The organism is Afipia sp. GW823-FHT06G09 (genome assembly GCF_058794875.1).
This window is the reverse complement of record NZ_JBXAHF010000006.1, coordinates 28109-44645: the sequence shown is the minus strand read 5'-3', so window position 1 is coordinate 44645 and position 16537 is coordinate 28109. Positions and strand designations below refer to the sequence as shown.

Sequence of the window (16537 nt, the reverse complement as noted above, 5' to 3'; positions counted from 1 at the left end):
ATTGCGGGCGCTGCCTTTGCATCTCACGTTGCACGAGCCGACAGCCGATGTGCCAGATATGGGAGACTAATCCGGCGAGCAAACCGATGAGGTCGATCGAACCACCTGCCCGTATTACGTACGCAAACATCCAAGGCTTCGCGCGCACGCCGCTCGGCCGAGCCGTAACGCCGACGGTGCTCGCTAAGTCTGCGCTAAGTCGGCGTCGGCAATGTGGTTGATCGAAAGATACTAGCTGCTCAAAACATGAGGAGGGCGGTCTGAAAATCATCCATTGCTGGATGGGTCCATGATTGATGACGAGAAAAGGAGCGGGTGGCGAACAAAGCAAAGCTGAAAACCTAACTGGCTTTGTGCTGAGCATTTCGGCCCGGCCCGTTCTGGTGTTTCGTGCGAGTTCTCAAGAGGAGGCGCACCGACTCTGTCAGACCTCTTGGTTCAACGAAAAACTGGCCAGATATAAATCAAACGGGTCACCCATTTGGGCTGGGCGCGAATCTCGGTCGATCTTCCCGGTAAATGGCCACGAAAACGCACGATTGGCGCGAGACTATGCAGAGGAAATGGCAAGAGGCGGGGACGTATCGTTTGTGTTTGGCTTTCTAGTGCCGATTGACCCTGAATCGAGTTAGTGCTCTCCGACAGCCGTGACAAACTACCAACGGCTGCACGATTACAAAGTGGGGTGAAAAAGATTGGCGTTATATTTGAACCTTAGAAAATGACGAAGTGGCACGATGCCGTACATTATTATTTGCATCTCTCTTAGAGTCCGTTGATGCCAGTACCCGCCGTGTTTATTTTGGTTGCCGTGGCGATTGTTTTTATCGTTGTTATTCGCATATTGGCTCTACGAGTCACTACTTTCATCATCGGGGTGGCTCCAGCACTGCCCAAGATATTTATGGACTCTTCGGCATGGGAGCGGTCTCAGAACCTCCGATCCCGAGTAGCTCAAGGCTATCCTTCGCTTGTTGCTTTTGTTGCCAGGCGTATCGAGCTTCGTCAGCCGACCGGTTTGCTGCTGACATTGACGGTTCTCGCGGCGATTTATCTCGTCGGCCTCTTCAGCGGGTTGACGGAGGATATTCTTGAGGCGTCAGGAACAATACGGATCGACAATGTCATCAATGCTAAGCTCATCCCATGGCGGATCGAACCGCTCATCTCGGCTTTCCTCTGGATTACGGCCCTGGGAAGCAGTCCATCAGTCATCGCGGCCGTCATTATCGCAACGGGCTTTCTCTGGTCACAACGCCGTTTCCATATCATTCTTCCTTTGTGGGTGACGTGTCTCGGTGCATTGACGACGACAACGATTGGTAAGCTTGTTGTTGGACGACACCGGCCGGAGTTCACGATTGATGTGAGCGCAGCAGGTTGGTCGTTCCCGAGCGGACATGCGACGGTGGCGATGGCGGTCTACGGATTCATTGCCTATGCCATCGCGCGCGCGTTGCCAGGTATCCGCGAAAGGTTCGAGGTTGCATATTGGACGGCGGTGCTGATTATCCTTATCGGCGTTAGTCGAATTTTTCTGGGTGTCCATTATGTCACCGATGTTATCGGCGGCTTCCTGGTCGGCGGGTTTTGGCTGCTGGCCGGGTTTGCCATTGCTGAATGGAACGTGCTGCCGGCAATGGCTCAAAAGCCGATCGGTTCAACTCACAAATCGCTCCCCGAAGACAGCGGCAACTCGTAATAGTTCGGATAGCCTTTCTTGCGCACACGATTTTTCATCGTCCATAACCCGAGAGCTGGTCCGGCGGCGCGGCATTTCTATGATGCGACTCTTTCCAGCCTCAAACGCTCAGGCAGCGCCATTGAGATCGTCGAAACAGCCCGTCACGGCGAGGGCATGACCGCGGCCGCGAATGCCGCGCGCAGCGGGTGCTTCGATGCGATTGTTGCGGCAGGAGGCGACGGAACTCTGCATGACGTGGCCGAAGGAATAATTGGCCATTCGCTGCCGCTCGGCATTATTCCCACTGGGACGGGGAATGTCTTCGCGCAAGAGATCAATCTGCCGCAGTCGGCAGATGAACTTGCCAAAACCCTTCGCGAAGGAGAAGCGCATGCCATACCGGTTGGACAGGTCAATGGCCGGCCTTTTCTTTTTATGGTCGGCGTTGGCTTCGATGCCGAGGCCGTTCGCCTGTTCGAAAGCGGCACCACCCGGGAGCTTGGCCGTTTTGGATTCGTCTGGCCGGTTTTGCGTGCGCTCCGATTCTACAAGGATCGACCGCTACATGTGAAAACGCGTCAAACGGAGACCGTAGCGCAATGGGTTATTGTGACGCGAGCAAAGCGTTATGCCGGAGGTTTCATGCTGGCACCCGATGCTGATCTGCATGATTCCCAATTCCAAGTGTTACGCATGGGGGGAATCGGCCCCTTAAGCCGCTTCCGGCAGCTCGCGGCCCTCGCCATCGGTGGCCTTCGCTATGATCCACAAGTCAGTATTGAGCCTGCGAACTGGGTCAGAATCGAAGGTGACCCAAACACGCCCGTACAAATCGATGGCGAAGTCCTGGGAGAGTTGCCGTTGGAGATTGGTCTTCATGCAGAGCAACTCAGAATTATCATGCCGCACACAGCTGCTGTTCTACGCGATTGATGGCTCGGTGCGAGTATTGAAAGGTGATCAGTGGAAGTCTCCAGTTGTTACCCAGACCCCGCCGAGCCATTTGTCTCCGCTTACATATTTGTTGTATGCGATTTGCTGGATTTCAACACGGCGCTTCTCAAAGAGCGTTAGGAAATTCTCTGCATCGAGAGACATGATATTTTCCTTTTGTAGTAAGGCTGATTTCGATAGTCGGCATTCTATGATTTTCCCTTTAATCTCCATTGTAAACTGAATGCAATTTCCGACGATAGCGGTCATAATTCACAGACTTGATTTTAGCGGTGACCATAACGGCTAGTTAGGTCGCTCTGGTTGATTGGCTCACGTAAAGCGTTGCTCATTTCAGTCTTGTCCCAAAAAGTTAGCGCAGACTTAGGGCATTCATCGATCTTCAGATGGCCACCGAGGTGCCAACCGGTTTTGTCTGAATGGATTAGTCATAGGCTGGGAAGATCGATGGTGGCACGAAGCCCCGAGCGGCCATTTTCCACGATGTTCTGGATGGCTATGGAGCCGTCCAACCGCTCGGCAATCCGCTTGACGATCGACAGACCAAGTCCGGTGCCGCCATCGACAGGGTGACTGCCGCGAACGAACGGTTCGAATATCCGGTCAAGATCTGTCTTGGGAACGCCGGGTCCAGTGTCTTCAACCATAAGAATCGCGCGCCCACCGGATTTTTGGACCTTGATATCGATTCGTCCTCCCTGCGGCGTATAGCGCAAGGCATTGTCGACGAGATTTCGGATCATGATTGAGATCATCATGGTGTCGCCGTGAATCGCGACTGATTCGATTGAATCGAATCCGAGATCAATATTTTTTTCAAACGCGCGAGGCATCGCTTGCGCCACGACATCCTTTGCGCAGCGATCCAGAAAGCAAACAGATTCCTCGGGGCGAAGTCCGGTGTCGTATCGGGCAAGCGCAAGAAGCTGCTCCAGCAGATGGGCCGTGCGACGTGTTCCGCTCTTGAGCGCCGAAAGCCTGTTTCGATTGTCCGGAGCAAGTTCGATCTGATCAAGATTTTCGGCCTGAAGACTGATCGCAGTAATTGGCGTTCTAAGTTCATGCGCAGCGTCGGCAATGAAGCGCCGTTGGCGGTCGATCAAAGTCTGGACTCGCGCGAGGAGACGATTAATGGAATGGATGAACGGATGCAGTTCGCTGGGTGTGTCTTTTAAAGACAGCGTTTCGAGGCGGTCGACTTGCCCCGCGTCAAGCTGCTCCGCCAATCGTGATATCGGCCGGAGCGTCTGGCGAACGACGATCGCCACCACCAGCATGAGGCAGGGAATAAGCGCGAGCAGCGGAATCACCGAATGAAGAGCGCTGTTTGTCGCGATCTTGTCGCGGATATAAATTGGCTGACCGATGAGCACGCGGCTGCCGTCTGAACGTGTCCGCAGCAAAAGGCGCCACTGCTGATCGGCGCGCGGAAGGGTATGTAACCCATCCTGCAACGACTGAAGCGATGTGCCGTCAACGGCATCGGTCAAGTCTTCGACAACGACCTGCGCTTCTGGTTCGAGATTGCCCGTGGCGTGCGCCGGTCCTGCCAAGGGTGCGTTCCCAGCAACCGTTCCAACCTGAAGAAGAATCGAATCCTGAAATTCGATGGCCTCCTGGAAAGCCCATCGAAACGCGATCAGACCTGCTGTCACGCTGGAGACGGCAATCACGACGGTCAAGCTGAAGAGGAGGCGGCCGCGGAGCGATTGAATCATGAGGGCCGGTCGACCATCCAGCCGACCCCGCGGACGTTGCGAATGGCGAGGGACCCAAGCTTCTTGCGGATGTTATGGATCAGGAATTCGATGGCATTACTTTCTACTTCTTCGTTCCATCCGTAGATGTGACCTTCCAGGTCGCCGCGTGACATGATTGCCCCCGGGCGTAACAGAAGAGCCCTAAGAAGCGCGAACTCTCGGGCGGTCAGGGTGGACCTTTCGTTGAAATAGATGGCCTCCCGTGTTGCGGGATCGAGGCTGATCTTTCCATTGCTGAGGATGGCCGAGGCACCGCTGCCCTGGCGGCGCAGGACCGCGCGCATCCGGGCAAGGAGTTCGCGCATCTCAAAGGGCTTTACCAGATAGTCGTCCGCGCCAAGGTCAAGGCCGTCAATACGATCATCGACACCGTCGCGCGCTGTTACGATAATAACCGGAAGCGGTCGGCTGGCCTGACGCAGTTGATGCAAGACGCTTCGCCCATCGGCCACAGGAAGTCCGAGATCGAGCAGGGCGACGTCATAGGGTTCGGCCTTCGCAGCTTCAATGGCCGTTTGACCATCCGTCACCCAATCGACCGCATAGGCTGCGTCTTTCAGCGCCTGTTCGACAGCTGCTCCGATCATGCGGTCATCCTCGACAAGCAAAACACGCATCAGGCGTTCATCACTCTTCGTCAGGTCCAATTATCCAAAGCGACCATATCATTGATTGCGCCGCTGCCTTTCAAATCAAAATTGGCAAGCATCAATTTCGATTCCTGTTTTCGCGCTTGTGAGTCCGCCCGCTAAGTTGCCGCTAAGTCGCCAGGGATATGCCGCCCGTCGCCGTCATACGGCTCGAAAATACGACGCACAAAAGAGCGATCAGGGAAACCTCAATGAAGCAAATACATCTGCCGATATTAGGGCCGCGATATTGGGTTGCTCTTTGTATTGCGAGTATTTTTGGCGCCAATATGGGTGATTTTTTCGCACACAATTTGGGGCTTGGCCATGTTGCGGGTTTGCCATTTCTGGCCGCCGCACTCGTCATCATCATGGTGGTTGAACGTTTCGATCGGATCACGCACCAAGTCTACTATTGGGCCGCTATCATCATCATAAGGACGGCAGCCACGAACTTCGCGGATTTTACCAGCGGCGATCTGAAGTTGCCAAGGAGTTGGGTTATCGCTTGTCTAACACTCATTCTCGTCATCGCATTATGGTCGAGTTGGCAACTGGCATGGCGGCGGATGAATAAAGCCGACAAGACGAAATCCTTGCTCAGTGTCGATTCGGGTTACTGGATTTGCATGTTCATCGCCGGAATCCTTGGCACCGTGATCGGAGATTACTGTTCGCACGACCTGCATCTGAATGATGGGGGTGCAGCCATTCTGCTTAGTCCTTTTGTGGCGGTTCTATTTCTGGTCGGACGCAATAATCTGCTGCGCTGGTTGCCGTTCTATTGGCTGACGGTGGTCGCCATCAGGGCCGCCGGCACGGCCGTTGGAGATTTTATCGCTGGCCGGAATATGCTGGGCTTGCCGTTGAGCACGTTCGCCACGGGTATTTTCTTTATCGGGCTTCTCGTTGCCTGGCAGGAGTCGGAGAGGCCGGAACGATTGGTTTCAGCCGATTGAGACGTGGTGCCGCGCCCCAGACGACGGTGAGGCGACGTTGCGCGACGGCGAGCGTATCGGAGGATGCCTGCAAAGAGGGGGCTCCTTCCTAAGCCGCACCTAAGTCATGGACGGCATTCTCATGCAATCAAACCTGATGAGATTTTTGAGGATATCCATGGTTCATCCCATGAGCCCGCTCGCTCAAGACATGCTGAATAAGGTTCCGGACGTTACGTTGATCTTCTGGATCATCAAGATCATGTCAACAACCGTCGGCGAAACCGGCGCTGACTATCTTGCTGTCCATGTTGGACTCGGGACGGCGACGACAAGTGTCATTATGGTTTGCTGTCTGATCGCGGCGCTTATCATTCAACTGCGAGAACGCCGCTATACTCCCTGGATTTACTGGTTGACGGTGGTACTGGTCAGCGTCGTCGGAACACAGATCACGGACGTATTGACCGACAAGCTGGAGATCAGTCTCTACGCAAGCACAGCCGGCTTTGCCATCGCCTTGGCCTTGACTTTCGCGATCTGGTATGGCTTCGAACGCACTCTCTCGATACACACAATTGTTAGCACACGGCGCGAGCTATTCTACTGGGCCGCGATTCTTTTCACCTTTGCACTAGGAACGGCGGCCGGCGATTTGGCGACGGAGGCGCTGGGCCTCGGCTTCAACCTCGGTGTCATCGCGTTCGGAGTGCTGATCGCCGTTATCACACTGGCGTATTATTTAGGGGCGAACCCCGTCCTGACCTTCTGGTTGGCTTACATCCTCACGCGGCCTCTCGGCGCATCGCTCGGTGATCTGCTGTCTCAGTCCCGGACGTATGGCGGTCTCGGGCTGGGCACGATCTATACCAGCCTCGTATTTCTGAGCGTCATTATCGTGCTCGTCGCATGGGTGACCTTTGAAGCCAAGAATGGGCACGAGAGAGAGGCGGCGTGAAATCGCGCAATGACACGTGAAATCGGATCAACGAGGAGTCTTCGAATGAACAGGAAGTTTCTTGCAGTATCTCTTGGTCTTCTGACCGTGACCCTGAGCCAATCGTTTGTCGAACCAAACGGCCGGGTCTCGATCGTTGCGTCAGCCAAAGCCCAGACATCATCCAAGCTCGGAGACTTGACGCCGTTCAGAACGATCGTGGTGGACACATCGGCACTCGTCGACAAAGGCGATCTTCCCGGTGCAAAGACCCGCATCAAGGATCTCGAAACACAATGGGATGAGGCTGAGGCCGGGCTCAAGCCGCGTGCCGCCGCCGATTGGCATAAGGTCGACAAGGCGATTGACCGGGCGCTGGAGGCGCTTCGCGCAAGTGTCCCGGACCCCGCGAAGTGCAAGCAATCCTTGAGTGATCTTTTAACCGTGATGGATGCTGCTTAAGGAAGGGCATTCTTGCGCGGGCTTCGGACTTTTACAGACGAAAAGGATGTGCGTCGTGGGTGCACGGCGCATACTCCCATCGTAGTGGAATGGAAATGGTATGAATCAAATGCAAGGCGCGACTGTTAGCGAGGAATTTGTCAGTAAGGTCCCGGAAGTCACTTTGGGATTCTGGATCATCAAGATCCTGGCAACGACGCTCGGCGAAACGGGCGGAGATGCCGTCACGATGTCGATGGACCTGGGCTACCTTGTCGGAACCCTGATTTTCGCAGCAATCTTTGCAGTCGCAGTGGTTGTGCAAATGGCCGCGAAGCGATTTCACCCGCTTCTGTATTGGACCGTTATCGTTGCAACGACGACGGTCGGAACAACGCTCGCCGATTTCGTCGATCGCTCACTGGGGATCGGCTATCTGGGCGGGTCGACGTTGCTTGCCGCGTTGCTCATATTGTCGCTTATCCTTTGGTATCGCTCGACGGGGACTGTTTCCATTGAAGCAATCAAGTCCAGAAAAGCGGAGACCTTTTACTGGGCAACGATCATGTTTTCCCAGACGCTTGGCACGGCACTCGGCGACTGGATGGCGGATTCAACGGGCCTCGGCTATCGCGGAGGGGCACTGGTTTTTGCAGCCGGCCTCGCGATCACGGCCGCCGCCTACTACTGGACGAAAGTTTCACGTACGGTTCTGTTCTGGATCGCCTTCGTGCTGACGCGTCCGCTCGGGGCGACCGTCGGAGACTTCCTGGACAAACCGCTCGATCACGGTGGCCTTGCGCTGAGCCGATACGTCGCATCGGCGGTGCTCGCGGCGGCGATCGTTGCCTTGATCGCTCTGCTGCCGCAGCGGGCTGGGGAACACCCGGCTTGACCTCCGGGTCGTCAACGATCCTGCCAGAGGAGCCCGGGTTCATGACTCACAGGACATTCCAGGTCGTTCGGTGGAGCTCCGCGTGGCTGGTTGCACTGATCTCATTTGTCGCTTCCATTCAGGTCGTGCTTGCAGGGCCGCCCTATCAATCGGATGATCCGCAGCCTACCGACTACAAACATTTCGAGATCTATACTTTCAACAAAGGCTCGCTTGTCGGCGGTGGCAACAGCAGCGTGAGCGGGATCGATTTCAACTACGGAGCCGCGCCGAACCTCCAGCTCACGGCGGTCCTTCCAGTCGAACTCGACAATTTGTCCGATGCCGCAGTGGCATCGGGCATCAGCAACATCGAACTCGCCGCAAAATACCATTTCCTGCGACAGGATTCATTCGGCCTCGATGTCAGCATATTTCCCCGGATTTTCTTGCCCAGCGCGTCAGGTGGCTGTGATCCGCGAGCCTCATTATTGCTGCCGATCTGGGTGCAAAAGGATTGGAGCGACATTTCCGCATTCGGCGGCGGCGGCTGCCAGGTTTCGCTTGATGGACGATCCAATAGCTTTTGTCTTTACGGAGCGATCTCGCCAACTCCGCAAGGTACAGCCAGCTTCGTCAATGAAGTCAGGCTTGCCAAACAAAATGGTTTGAAGGTGCTTTTGATTGTTTCCCCATCCTATGCGGATTACGATGGAGGCCCTGCGTGCCAGGTCATGAGTCTTTCCGTTGATTCACATGCCGGGGAGCATGCCCATCTCCGTCGGCCGCTGATCTCCGCAAATTCCGCTATCCAGTAGGAATTCGCGCTGACGAATCGCTCTATTGGAGTCGGCGGGAGGGGGGTCGACAAGACGAGCGGTGAATTCTTTGGGGCCGCCGCTGTCGCGCTCGGTTCAAAGCGCATGATCGGCACAAATTCGGAGGTGCCGTCCTCCGACAAGGTGCCGAATATACCCATGACTTTATCAGGCCCCATCTCAACGCTTTTTGCGAAATATTACCGGGTGATCTGCCAAGCGACGTACCACGAATATTCGTTGGTTGCAGCGACGTTCAGGAAACCCCGGCCAGCCGAAAACAAAATGTGATTGTGCTCATCCACGTCATAAATACCGCCGAGATTAAAGCCGGCGCTATCCTTGCTGAAGATCGAAGTTGCGGTCTGGTAGAAAACCTCTCCGCCCAATGTCAAATTGACCGTCACTTTGCGCTGGAGCAGCCAACCGCCGTACCAATAGTTTTTGTCGCCCACCATGTTATCCTGATTTATCCAATAGCCGCCGCCTCCATAGGTTTGCCAGTCACCGAAGCTTTTCTGTACCCACAGCGGAAGGAACAAGCGCATGTGTCCGGCCCCCAGGCCGCGATTTAGATCTCCCGTTGGCAATTCGAGCAGCGGAAAAGTGCCTACCATCGGCCGCCAGCCGTCTTTGTCTTCCTGGATGAGGCGGTACTTGAAACCGAGTTCAGTGTCGCCGTAGCCGAAACTGGTTGGTCCGTCGGCCGAGCTATTGAACGCGGCGGGGGCTATAATGTGGAATTGGCCGTCAGGAATGACACCGTAGTTGAACTCGAAGGCTGGACCGACGCCACTCATGCCGCCCTGCACATGGGTGCCGGACGTAAAGGTGTAGAACTCGTAGTGTCCGGTTTCTACCGGCTCCGGATCGTCGGTCCGGAACGGAGGCCCCGCGTTTGCCGCGCCAGACATTAGAATCGAAGCGATTCCAACAAGACCGGCGATCCGCAAGGCGGTCATTGCCCATTTTGACATGCAATCTCTCAGCCCCAGCCTGGCCTCCGGTGTCGTTGATGTGGATCGCAATAAGCATCAAAGTCTTGTCGTGGCTAAAAGACCGAAGGCGTTCTTAGGTTTTAGCAGCGGCATCCGCCGGAATTCGCGATCGACATTCAGATATGGCATCGCCGCCAAAAGCCCTTTGGGTCTTCTCGGCCATGAGCTTAACCAGGATCGCCTTGCGGCAATCCTGTCTTCCGGCTGTAATGCTGCAGGTTTCGCTAGGTCGCAGAACAGATTATCATCCTCATGCTGTCCTCGAATCAATGAAAACGCTTGGCTACAATATCGGACCTCGATAACGTAATCCGATAATGAGGGCCAGATCAAATGAATTTGGACGATGAAGTTCGACGACCTGCTTACCGGCTTTATACGACTGCATGTTCTGCACCACGCGGCGGAGCACGAAATCTATGGCCAATGGATGATCGACGAATTGGCCAATCACGGGTACCGGTTGAGCCCCGGCACACTGTATCCGATGCTTCATGCCATGGAAAACAAGGGATATTTGACCTCGCGCGTGCAGCGCGAGGGGCGTACGGCCAGAAAACTCTACAAAGCAACCAGGCTCGGCAAACAGGGCCTTGCCTTGGCGAAGATCCGGATTCGGGAATTTACCGGCGAGGCGATGAAGCGTTGACGTTCGATAAAGTCATGTCCCGATGAACGGTGAGGGGGGCAAGGGCCGCACCGGGGAGGTGTTTGCGGCATTTCTGAAGCTCGGCCTCACCTCGTTCGGAGGTCCGGTGGCCCATCTCGGCTATTTCCGCAATGAGCTGGTCGTGCGGCGCAAGTGGATCGACGAGGTGGCCTATGCTGACCTGGTCGCGCTGTGCCAATTCCTCCCAGGACCGGCCTCCAGCCAGCTCGGTTTTTCGCTCGGTGTTCTCCGCGGCAACGGCCTTTTGGGCGGCCTTGCTGCATGGTTCGCCTTCACCATGCCGTCGGCCCTGATCCTGTTCGCCTTTGCCATGAGCGCAGCCGCATTCACGGGACCTGTCGCCGAAGGTTTTCTGCACGGGCTCAAGCTCGTCGCGGTCGCGGTTGTCGCGCAAGCCATCTGGGGCATGGCCCGAACCCTCACGCCCGATCGCGCCCGCGCCGGCATCGCGCTTGCCGCGGTTGCTATCGCTGTCTTTTTCGCCGGATCCTTCGGGCAGATCGTAGCGATTGCACTCGGCGCGGGCGCAGGCCTTCGGCTCTGCCAAGGAGAAGCCGCGCCAGTTCCCGGGCATCTGAATTTTCCAGTCACCCGGTCGGGCGGTATTGTGGCGCTCATTCTCTTCGCGGCGCTTCTCTTGGATCCCTCCGGTCATCGCCCCTGAGATCGATTCCCAGGGGCTTGCCCTGTTCGACGCGTTCTACCGGTCCGGAGCGTTGGTGTTCGGCGGCGGCCACGTCGTGTTGCCTTTGCTTCAGGCTCAAGTGGTTGCACCGGGATGGGTGAGTAACGAGACTTTCCTGGCAGGTTACGGGCTTGCGCAGGCCGTACCGAGTCCGCTCTTCACCTTTGCCGCCTATCTGGGAGCGGTTATCGGACCGGAGCCGAACGGCCTTGCGGGCGCCGTGATTGCCCTTGTCGCGCTGCTCCTTCCTGGCATGCTGCTCGTCTACGGCATGTTGCCTTTCTGGGACGCGATGCGGACACGTCCTGCGGCTCAGGCCGCGATGCGTGGCACCAACGCAGCCGTTGTCGGTATTCTCGGGGCCGCCCTCTACAACCCGGTCTGGACCAGCGCGGTGCTGACGCCACGCGATTTTGCCCTCGCGCTTACCGGCTTTCTGTTGCTCACCGTCTGGGAATTGCCGCCCTGGATCGTGGTGGCGCTCCTGGCCTGCGCCGGCGCCTTGTCGCAACTCGTCTGAACAACATCATTTCTGCGCGGAGGGCTCCGTTACCCCCGGATCACGGAAGCCACCTTTGCGGTTGAAAAGAAGGTGACCGAGAAGGCGAGCCTTTTTGTGGAGTATGTTGGCGACTACTCCGAGCCAGCTTCTGAATTCGGGCGGATTGTATCACCTGAGTCCAACGCAACAGGTTGATTTCCACGTCGCGTTTGGGCTCAATCATAATGTCCCGAGCTACATTGTTGGCGTCGGGTATTCATTCCGGATCGATGGTCTGTTCGCGGGCAAGGCAAGATGAAGTGACATGAGCCGGGTCGACGAAATATGAAAAGCTTTCGAGTCCAGTCTCTCCAAGCGACCGCGCTCGTGGTAGCAAGCCTTTTTCAAAGCACGCTGACGTTGGCCCAAACGCCGCAGGATTGGACGAACTGCCTAGCCGGAGACCTCAACACTCCTGACCTAGCCATCGAAGGATGGCTCACTCCCGCGATCTGCGACCACATCTTCACCCATTCACAGGCCGGTCGATTCAAGAGGTATGCCGACAGGCACGAGAACTCGCCAAGATGCGCCGGGTCGACACCCGGATGATCCGTTAGCATCGGATATTCTTCAATAAGCGATTGATAATACAAATAAAAATTGATTCGCATAACCTTCATTATGGAACGTTAACCGAACGCAGCCGTTCTTTCTCGAATGCACCCGACTGCTTCTCGCCGTTGGAAGTGAATTTCTCATCGTGGCTTACGGAAGTTTGTTCGTCACGTCGCTCGACCCCTTGACGCCTGAGCATTTACGACTGGAACAATCTTGTTTGTCCACTTGCTTCGTCATTTGTTCGTTCTCGAAGAAGGAAGGCTGTTACGGCGGTCAAGTATTATCGAATAAGGTGCTGGCGTATGGCCTTGACCACAGCATGGGTACGGTTCGCAGCGTCCAGTTTGTCCCGCGCCGAGCGAATATGCTTGAGCACTGTGAACCGCGAGATGCCGAGGATTGTAGCGATATCCCAGTCGCTTTTCCCTTCGGCTGCCCACAGAAGACAATCGATCTCACGCGGCGTCACGCGGACTGCAGCGTCGACACTCTGGCGAGGTACGTGAAGGAATCGACCGATGGCGTAGCTGGCCGCAAACGTCAAGGCGTCTTTAGCCTCTGCGCTGGTTTCTGGGTCGCTTCCGCCAAATGAAATTGCGGCGATGCTGCCATCGAGGGTCGGAATTGGCACCACGTGACCATAACGAAGGCCGAACTCGGTTGCCTCCCCTCGGATCAACCTTACGTCTGCAGATCGCCCACATACCTCGTAAGCGTCATCCCAAGTGAACGGCGCCCGCGCATTTTGCAGGTGCGACACGATGGGATCTCGAAAGAGATAGCCGCGCTCATTATAACGCTTGGTCCATTCGGACGGCATCCGCTGTAGCAAAACACGTGAGGCAATCTCGGAGCGCGGAGTTTCGGGAGTCGGAACGACGCCACCAAAAACGGACGTAAATCCGAAGAGGCCGGCGAGGTCGAGCAGGCAGCGTTCAACGCCGACCGCATCGGGGGCACGCTCCATGCGCTCGATAAAGTCCCACGTTTTGATGAGATGTTCCGCCACCTTCGGCCTAGGCTCTAACACGGCGTGGCCCTCAGGCGTCTCTCTTCGTATCGTTGTCCCTAGTCATGATCCTCATTTGTCTGCCGCTGCCAAAGAACAACTCGAAACCAGTCGATGTGCGGTTGTCGCGCCGAGGGTCTCTAATTCGGATCCGGCTTTCCGCTCAACTCCGCCTGCGCCGCCGCAAAAACGACGTCGATGGGACGGCACCGATCCATAACCGCCTGAAGAATCCGGCGACCTTCCACATCCTTCCCGCTATGGTTCAGGAGCTCGCCGACATAGAAGTCGGCTTCGCACAGACGTCTCGCGATATCGTCCGCCGGACCACGTCCCGCGTCTTCTCGCAAGCGATCGACATCCAGCTTCCCGAGGTAGAAATCGAGAACCGGCGCAGGCCATTGGCCACGATCCACCCTCGCGGCATTGCGCTCCAGTTCCTCCCGGTCCGGATTACGCTGATGAATGCGGGCTATGTGCAACCAAATGGCGGGATTGGCATTCGTCGGTCTTAATCTTACGGCCACCTGCAAGTCCTCGATTGCCCCCAGGATCTCAGCTGAATAGAGCCGCGCCCGAGCTCGTCCGAGATAGGTTCCGGCCCTGCCAGGATCGATCGATAGAGCACGATCGAAATCGGCCAACGCATCCTTGTAGCGCCCCAATGTCTCATAGGCATTTGCCCTGTTCGACCAGAAGATCGGATCGGTGCCGTTCAGACGAATGGCCTCGTCGAAATCCTTGATCGCGTTGTCCGTCTCTCCCAGCGACAGATACAAGCCGCCGCGGTTGCTATAGGCTTCAGCGAAGTCGTTCCCCAGCTCGATGGCGTGAGCGTAGTCGGCGATCGCCGCCCGATAGTCTTGCTTCGCGACATAAGCATGAGCCCGGTTGTAGAAGCTTTGAGCGTTCTGGGGATCGAGGCGGATCGCTGTCCCGTAGTTCTCAATGGCGAGGTCAACGTCCCCTTTGCGTTCATAGACCGAGGCAAGGTTGTTGTAGATGAGCGCGCTGTTCGGGTTCAGTCGAAGCGCTTGCAGCAGGTCGTCGTATGCCTTATCGAACTCCCGTAGGCCGTTCCAGACCAGCGCGCGATACACGTACGAATTCGAAAGGTTTGGCAGGAGCGCGATCGCTGCGTCGAGATCGCCTAACGCCAGATCCCGTAGCCCTAACGCTTCATAGGAAACACCGCGCCCATAGAAGATGAAGCCGAGTTGTTCGGAGGTGGATTGTCCTTGCTTGAGGGCTTCGTCGAAAAAGTGAATCGCCAGGGGATATTGTTGTCTATCCTTTGCTGCAAACCCCTTGCGAGCGAACTCCTGCGTGGTCTCGGCGAGCGCCGACGTGGCCAACGTGCACAACACAACCAGACTGGCCGACGCCAGTACAGATGCACGGCAAGCTTTGAAGAGAATGCGGAAGGATAGCCACACGCGTTCGGCTTGTCGTACTTTGGGTGAGATTGCAGTTGCCGCCAGTGCGGTCATGGTCCACCTTAATTTATTAAATGAATGCGTGAGAAGCGTCCGTCGGTATGCAGGCCGCACTCTTCGTAAGGAAGCAGCTATCCGTCGGATCGCGCCCGTCAGTCTCCTCCATGCGGACAACTTGGGCAGGCCATGGGTCTCCTTTTTCATACCGAACGGATTTTACGATCTGCCACCAACTTGAGACGATGAATGTACGCTTTCCTTTCATTCCTACTCTCTTCCAGGTCAGAGACACGCTGTGCCGCGCCTTACCCGAACAGGTGCGCCAGCCAATAAGCGGCGCCCGCGGCGAGGCCGCCGACCAACAGCGTCTGTAGCGCTGATCTGAGCTTGTTGACGCCGGTGAATTGCCCCTTGATCGCGCCGAAACAAAGCAAGGCGAGACCGGTCGCGATGATCGAAATTTGCAGCGCTGTCGCGATATCGCGAACCAGCATGTAAGGAATCAGCGGAATTAAACCGCCCACAATGTAGGAGCCGCCGATCGTTGCGGCACTTACAGGAGCGCGTTTTGGATCGGGCCGCTCTAGTCCGAGTTCGAAGCGCATCATAAAGTCGATCCATCGCTTTCGGTCGGAAGCGATGGCGTTGACGACGTTCTGCAAAGCGTTCCCTTCGAGGCCGTATCCACGAAAGAGCGTTTCGACTTCCTTGATTTCTCTCGCACGGATGTTCTCGATTTCATAGTTCTCCCGGCTCTCCTCGGCGGCATAGTGTTCGGCGTCCGTCCGGGCCGCTAGGTAGCCACCGAGCCCCATGGCAATAGCGCCGGCCACGACTTCGGCAAGTCCGGCCGTGACGATGACGTCCGTGCTTTGAACCGCGGCTGAAAGGCCGGCGGCCAGCGCAAATGGCACGGTCAGGCCGTCGGCCATGCCAATGACGACATCGCGAACCGATTCCGACGCCGTGAAATGCTTCTCTATGTGTGATGTGGTAGGCACTGACGACTCCAATGAGAATCCCACAAGCTGTGCGATTTGCGGGTATCAGGATCAATGAACAGGCAACATCCGCTGAAGCGTCCGATCACGGAAGACGTAATGGTGGAGGAGCGCCGCTGCGGCGTGAAGACCGACCAGGATCAGCAGGGTGTTGGCGAGCAGTTCGTGAATCTCTGCGGCGTTGTGCGCAATGGCGCGATCGGCAGACCATGGAGAAGGTATTTCAAACAGACCAAAGACCGGCAGCGCGTGACCTCCGGAGAACTGCACCACGATCCCTGCGATGGGTATGGCAATCAGGCCCACGTAGAGCAGATAGTGAACCGCTGTCGCTGCTCGCTCGCTCCATGCACCGAGAGGTGATTTATCAGGAGGTGGAGGCGGATCGACCAAACGCCAGAGCAGGCGGACGATCGCGAAGGCAACGATGGCCAGACCGATAAAGATGTGAAGGAATAATCTGGTCTCCCGCGGGACTCCGTGAAGGAATTGTCCGCCAAACTGCCCGATCAGCCATGCGGCCAGAACCAGAACGACGACGGCCCAGTGCAGCGTCATTGCAATGGTGCCGTAGTTTTGCGACGAGTTGCGAATTTGCATA

16 protein-coding genes and 1 pseudogene are annotated in these 16537 nt (G+C 56.4%); 9 read left to right on the top strand and 8 right to left on the bottom strand.

All coding sequences use genetic code 11. The features are described from left to right. Positions 1-778: 778 nt before the first annotated feature. The gene (locus AC1Q67_RS23120) at positions 779-1702 is read left to right on the top strand and encodes a phosphatase PAP2 family protein (protein WP_492237536.1); all 924 of its coding nucleotides are present in this window, start codon (positions 779-781) and stop codon (positions 1700-1702) included. A gap of 18 nt (positions 1703-1720) precedes the next feature. Continuing rightward, positions 1721-2617 (top strand): diacylglycerol/lipid kinase family protein, encoded by an 897-nt coding sequence (locus tag AC1Q67_RS23115; protein WP_492237535.1) that lies wholly within the window; start codon positions 1721-1723, stop codon positions 2615-2617. Between the two features lie 27 nt (positions 2618-2644). Here the strand turns inward: AC1Q67_RS23115 and AC1Q67_RS23110 are convergent, their stop codons facing one another. From AC1Q67_RS23110 to AC1Q67_RS23100, 3 genes are all read right to left on the bottom strand, one after another. Next, on the bottom strand, positions 2645-2887 hold the full coding sequence (locus AC1Q67_RS23110; RefSeq protein ID WP_492237534.1) for a DUF1488 family protein: 243 nt from the start codon (positions 2885-2887) through the stop codon (positions 2645-2647). 179 nt (positions 2888-3066) lie between these two features. Continuing rightward, positions 3067-4356: a sensor histidine kinase gene (locus tag AC1Q67_RS23105; protein ID WP_492237533.1), complete on the bottom strand. Its 1290-nt coding sequence runs from the start codon at positions 4354-4356 to the stop codon at positions 3067-3069. Further along, complete coding sequence (locus AC1Q67_RS23100) at positions 4353-5015, bottom strand: response regulator transcription factor (protein WP_492237683.1); 663 nt, start codon at positions 5013-5015, stop codon at positions 4353-4355. The genes AC1Q67_RS23105 and AC1Q67_RS23100 overlap by 4 nt, the downstream gene beginning before the upstream one ends. 224 nt (positions 5016-5239) lie before the next feature. Between AC1Q67_RS23100 and AC1Q67_RS23095 the strand changes: the two genes are divergently transcribed. The 5 genes from AC1Q67_RS23095 to AC1Q67_RS23075 all read left to right on the top strand — a co-directional run bounded on the left by AC1Q67_RS23095 (position 5240) and on the right by AC1Q67_RS23075 (position 9035). Then, entirely contained in the window at positions 5240-5986 is a 747-nt protein-coding gene (locus AC1Q67_RS23095) for a COG4705 family protein (RefSeq protein ID WP_492237532.1), read from the top strand. A 169-nt stretch (positions 5987-6155) separates the two neighbouring features. Then, on the top strand, positions 6156-6923 hold the full coding sequence (locus AC1Q67_RS23090; RefSeq protein WP_492237681.1) for a COG4705 family protein: 768 nt from the start codon (positions 6156-6158) through the stop codon (positions 6921-6923). Between the two features lie 45 nt (positions 6924-6968). After that, positions 6969-7364 (top strand): hypothetical protein, encoded by a 396-nt coding sequence (locus tag AC1Q67_RS23085; RefSeq protein WP_492237531.1) that lies wholly within the window; start codon positions 6969-6971, stop codon positions 7362-7364. Positions 7365-7473: 109 nt separating this feature from the next. After that, positions 7474-8238, top strand: a complete 765-nt coding sequence (locus AC1Q67_RS23080; RefSeq protein ID WP_492237679.1) for a COG4705 family protein — start codon at positions 7474-7476, stop codon at positions 8236-8238. 41 nt (positions 8239-8279) lie between these two features. After that, a complete protein-coding gene (locus AC1Q67_RS23075; protein WP_492237530.1) occupies positions 8280-9035 on the top strand; it encodes a hypothetical protein in 756 nt (251 codons plus the stop codon). Positions 9036-9235: 200 nt separating this feature from the next. On the opposite strand, the gene AC1Q67_RS23070 is transcribed toward AC1Q67_RS23075, so the two are convergent. Further along, positions 9236-10012 carry a hypothetical protein gene (locus tag AC1Q67_RS23070; RefSeq protein WP_492237529.1) on the bottom strand — a complete coding sequence of 259 codons (777 nt, stop codon included), beginning with the start codon at positions 10010-10012 and terminating at the stop codon, positions 9236-9238. Positions 10013-10379: 367 nt separating this feature from the next. Between AC1Q67_RS23070 and AC1Q67_RS23065 the strand changes: the two genes are divergently transcribed. Together AC1Q67_RS23065 and chrA are read left to right on the top strand one after the other, a co-directional pair. After that, positions 10380-10682 carry a PadR family transcriptional regulator gene (locus AC1Q67_RS23065; RefSeq protein WP_492237528.1) on the top strand — a complete coding sequence of 101 codons (303 nt, stop codon included), beginning with the start codon at positions 10380-10382 and terminating at the stop codon, positions 10680-10682. 22 nt (positions 10683-10704) lie between these two features. Next, a pseudogene (gene chrA / locus AC1Q67_RS23060) lies at positions 10705-11908 on the top strand (chromate efflux transporter). Between the two features lie 862 nt (positions 11909-12770). Here the strand turns inward: chrA and AC1Q67_RS23055 are convergent. The 4 genes from AC1Q67_RS23055 to AC1Q67_RS23040 form a co-directional block, all read right to left on the bottom strand. Next, positions 12771-13499, bottom strand: a complete 729-nt coding sequence (locus tag AC1Q67_RS23055) for a helix-turn-helix transcriptional regulator (protein WP_492237527.1) — start codon at positions 13497-13499, stop codon at positions 12771-12773. 140 nt (positions 13500-13639) lie between these two features. Then, a complete protein-coding gene (locus tag AC1Q67_RS23050; RefSeq protein ID WP_492237526.1) occupies positions 13640-14989 on the bottom strand; it encodes a tetratricopeptide repeat protein in 1350 nt (449 codons plus the stop codon). Positions 14990-15240: 251 nt separating this feature from the next. Then, positions 15241-15936 carry a VIT1/CCC1 transporter family protein gene (locus AC1Q67_RS23045; protein WP_492237525.1) on the bottom strand — a complete coding sequence of 232 codons (696 nt, stop codon included), beginning with the start codon at positions 15934-15936 and terminating at the stop codon, positions 15241-15243. Between the two features lie 51 nt (positions 15937-15987). Then, on the bottom strand, positions 15988-16536 hold the full coding sequence (locus AC1Q67_RS23040; RefSeq protein ID WP_492237524.1) for a cytochrome b: 549 nt from the start codon (positions 16534-16536) through the stop codon (positions 15988-15990). Position 16537 lies beyond the last annotated feature (1 nt).

Bases quoted from the DNA above. Each gene is read 5' to 3' on its own strand.
- AC1Q67_RS23050 (WP_492237526.1), bottom strand. From the start codon at position 14,989: ATGACCGCACTGGCGGCAACTGCAATCTCACCCAAAGTACGACAAGCC.
- AC1Q67_RS23100 (WP_492237683.1), bottom strand. From the start codon at position 5,015: ATGCGTGTTTTGCTTGTCGAGGATGACCGCATGATCGGAGCAGCTGTC.
- AC1Q67_RS23075 (WP_492237530.1), top strand. From the start codon at position 8,280: ATGACTCACAGGACATTCCAGGTCGTTCGGTGGAGCTCCGCGTGGCTG.
- AC1Q67_RS23090 (WP_492237681.1), top strand. From the start codon at position 6,156: ATGAGCCCGCTCGCTCAAGACATGCTGAATAAGGTTCCGGACGTTACG.
- AC1Q67_RS23120 (WP_492237536.1), top strand. From the start codon at position 779: ATGCCAGTACCCGCCGTGTTTATTTTGGTTGCCGTGGCGATTGTTTTT.
- AC1Q67_RS23085 (WP_492237531.1), top strand. From the start codon at position 6,969: ATGAACAGGAAGTTTCTTGCAGTATCTCTTGGTCTTCTGACCGTGACC.
- AC1Q67_RS23080 (WP_492237679.1), top strand. From the start codon at position 7,474: ATGCAAGGCGCGACTGTTAGCGAGGAATTTGTCAGTAAGGTCCCGGAA.
- AC1Q67_RS23040 (WP_492237524.1), bottom strand. From the start codon at position 16,536: ATGCAAATTCGCAACTCGTCGCAAAACTACGGCACCATTGCAATGACG.
- AC1Q67_RS23110 (WP_492237534.1), bottom strand. From the start codon at position 2,887: ATGACCGCTATCGTCGGAAATTGCATTCAGTTTACAATGGAGATTAAA.
- AC1Q67_RS23095 (WP_492237532.1), top strand. From the start codon at position 5,240: ATGAAGCAAATACATCTGCCGATATTAGGGCCGCGATATTGGGTTGCT.
- AC1Q67_RS23105 (WP_492237533.1), bottom strand. From the start codon at position 4,356: ATGATTCAATCGCTCCGCGGCCGCCTCCTCTTCAGCTTGACCGTCGTG.
- AC1Q67_RS23070 (WP_492237529.1), bottom strand. From the start codon at position 10,012: ATGTCAAAATGGGCAATGACCGCCTTGCGGATCGCCGGTCTTGTTGGA.
- AC1Q67_RS23065 (WP_492237528.1), top strand. From the start codon at position 10,380: ATGAAGTTCGACGACCTGCTTACCGGCTTTATACGACTGCATGTTCTG.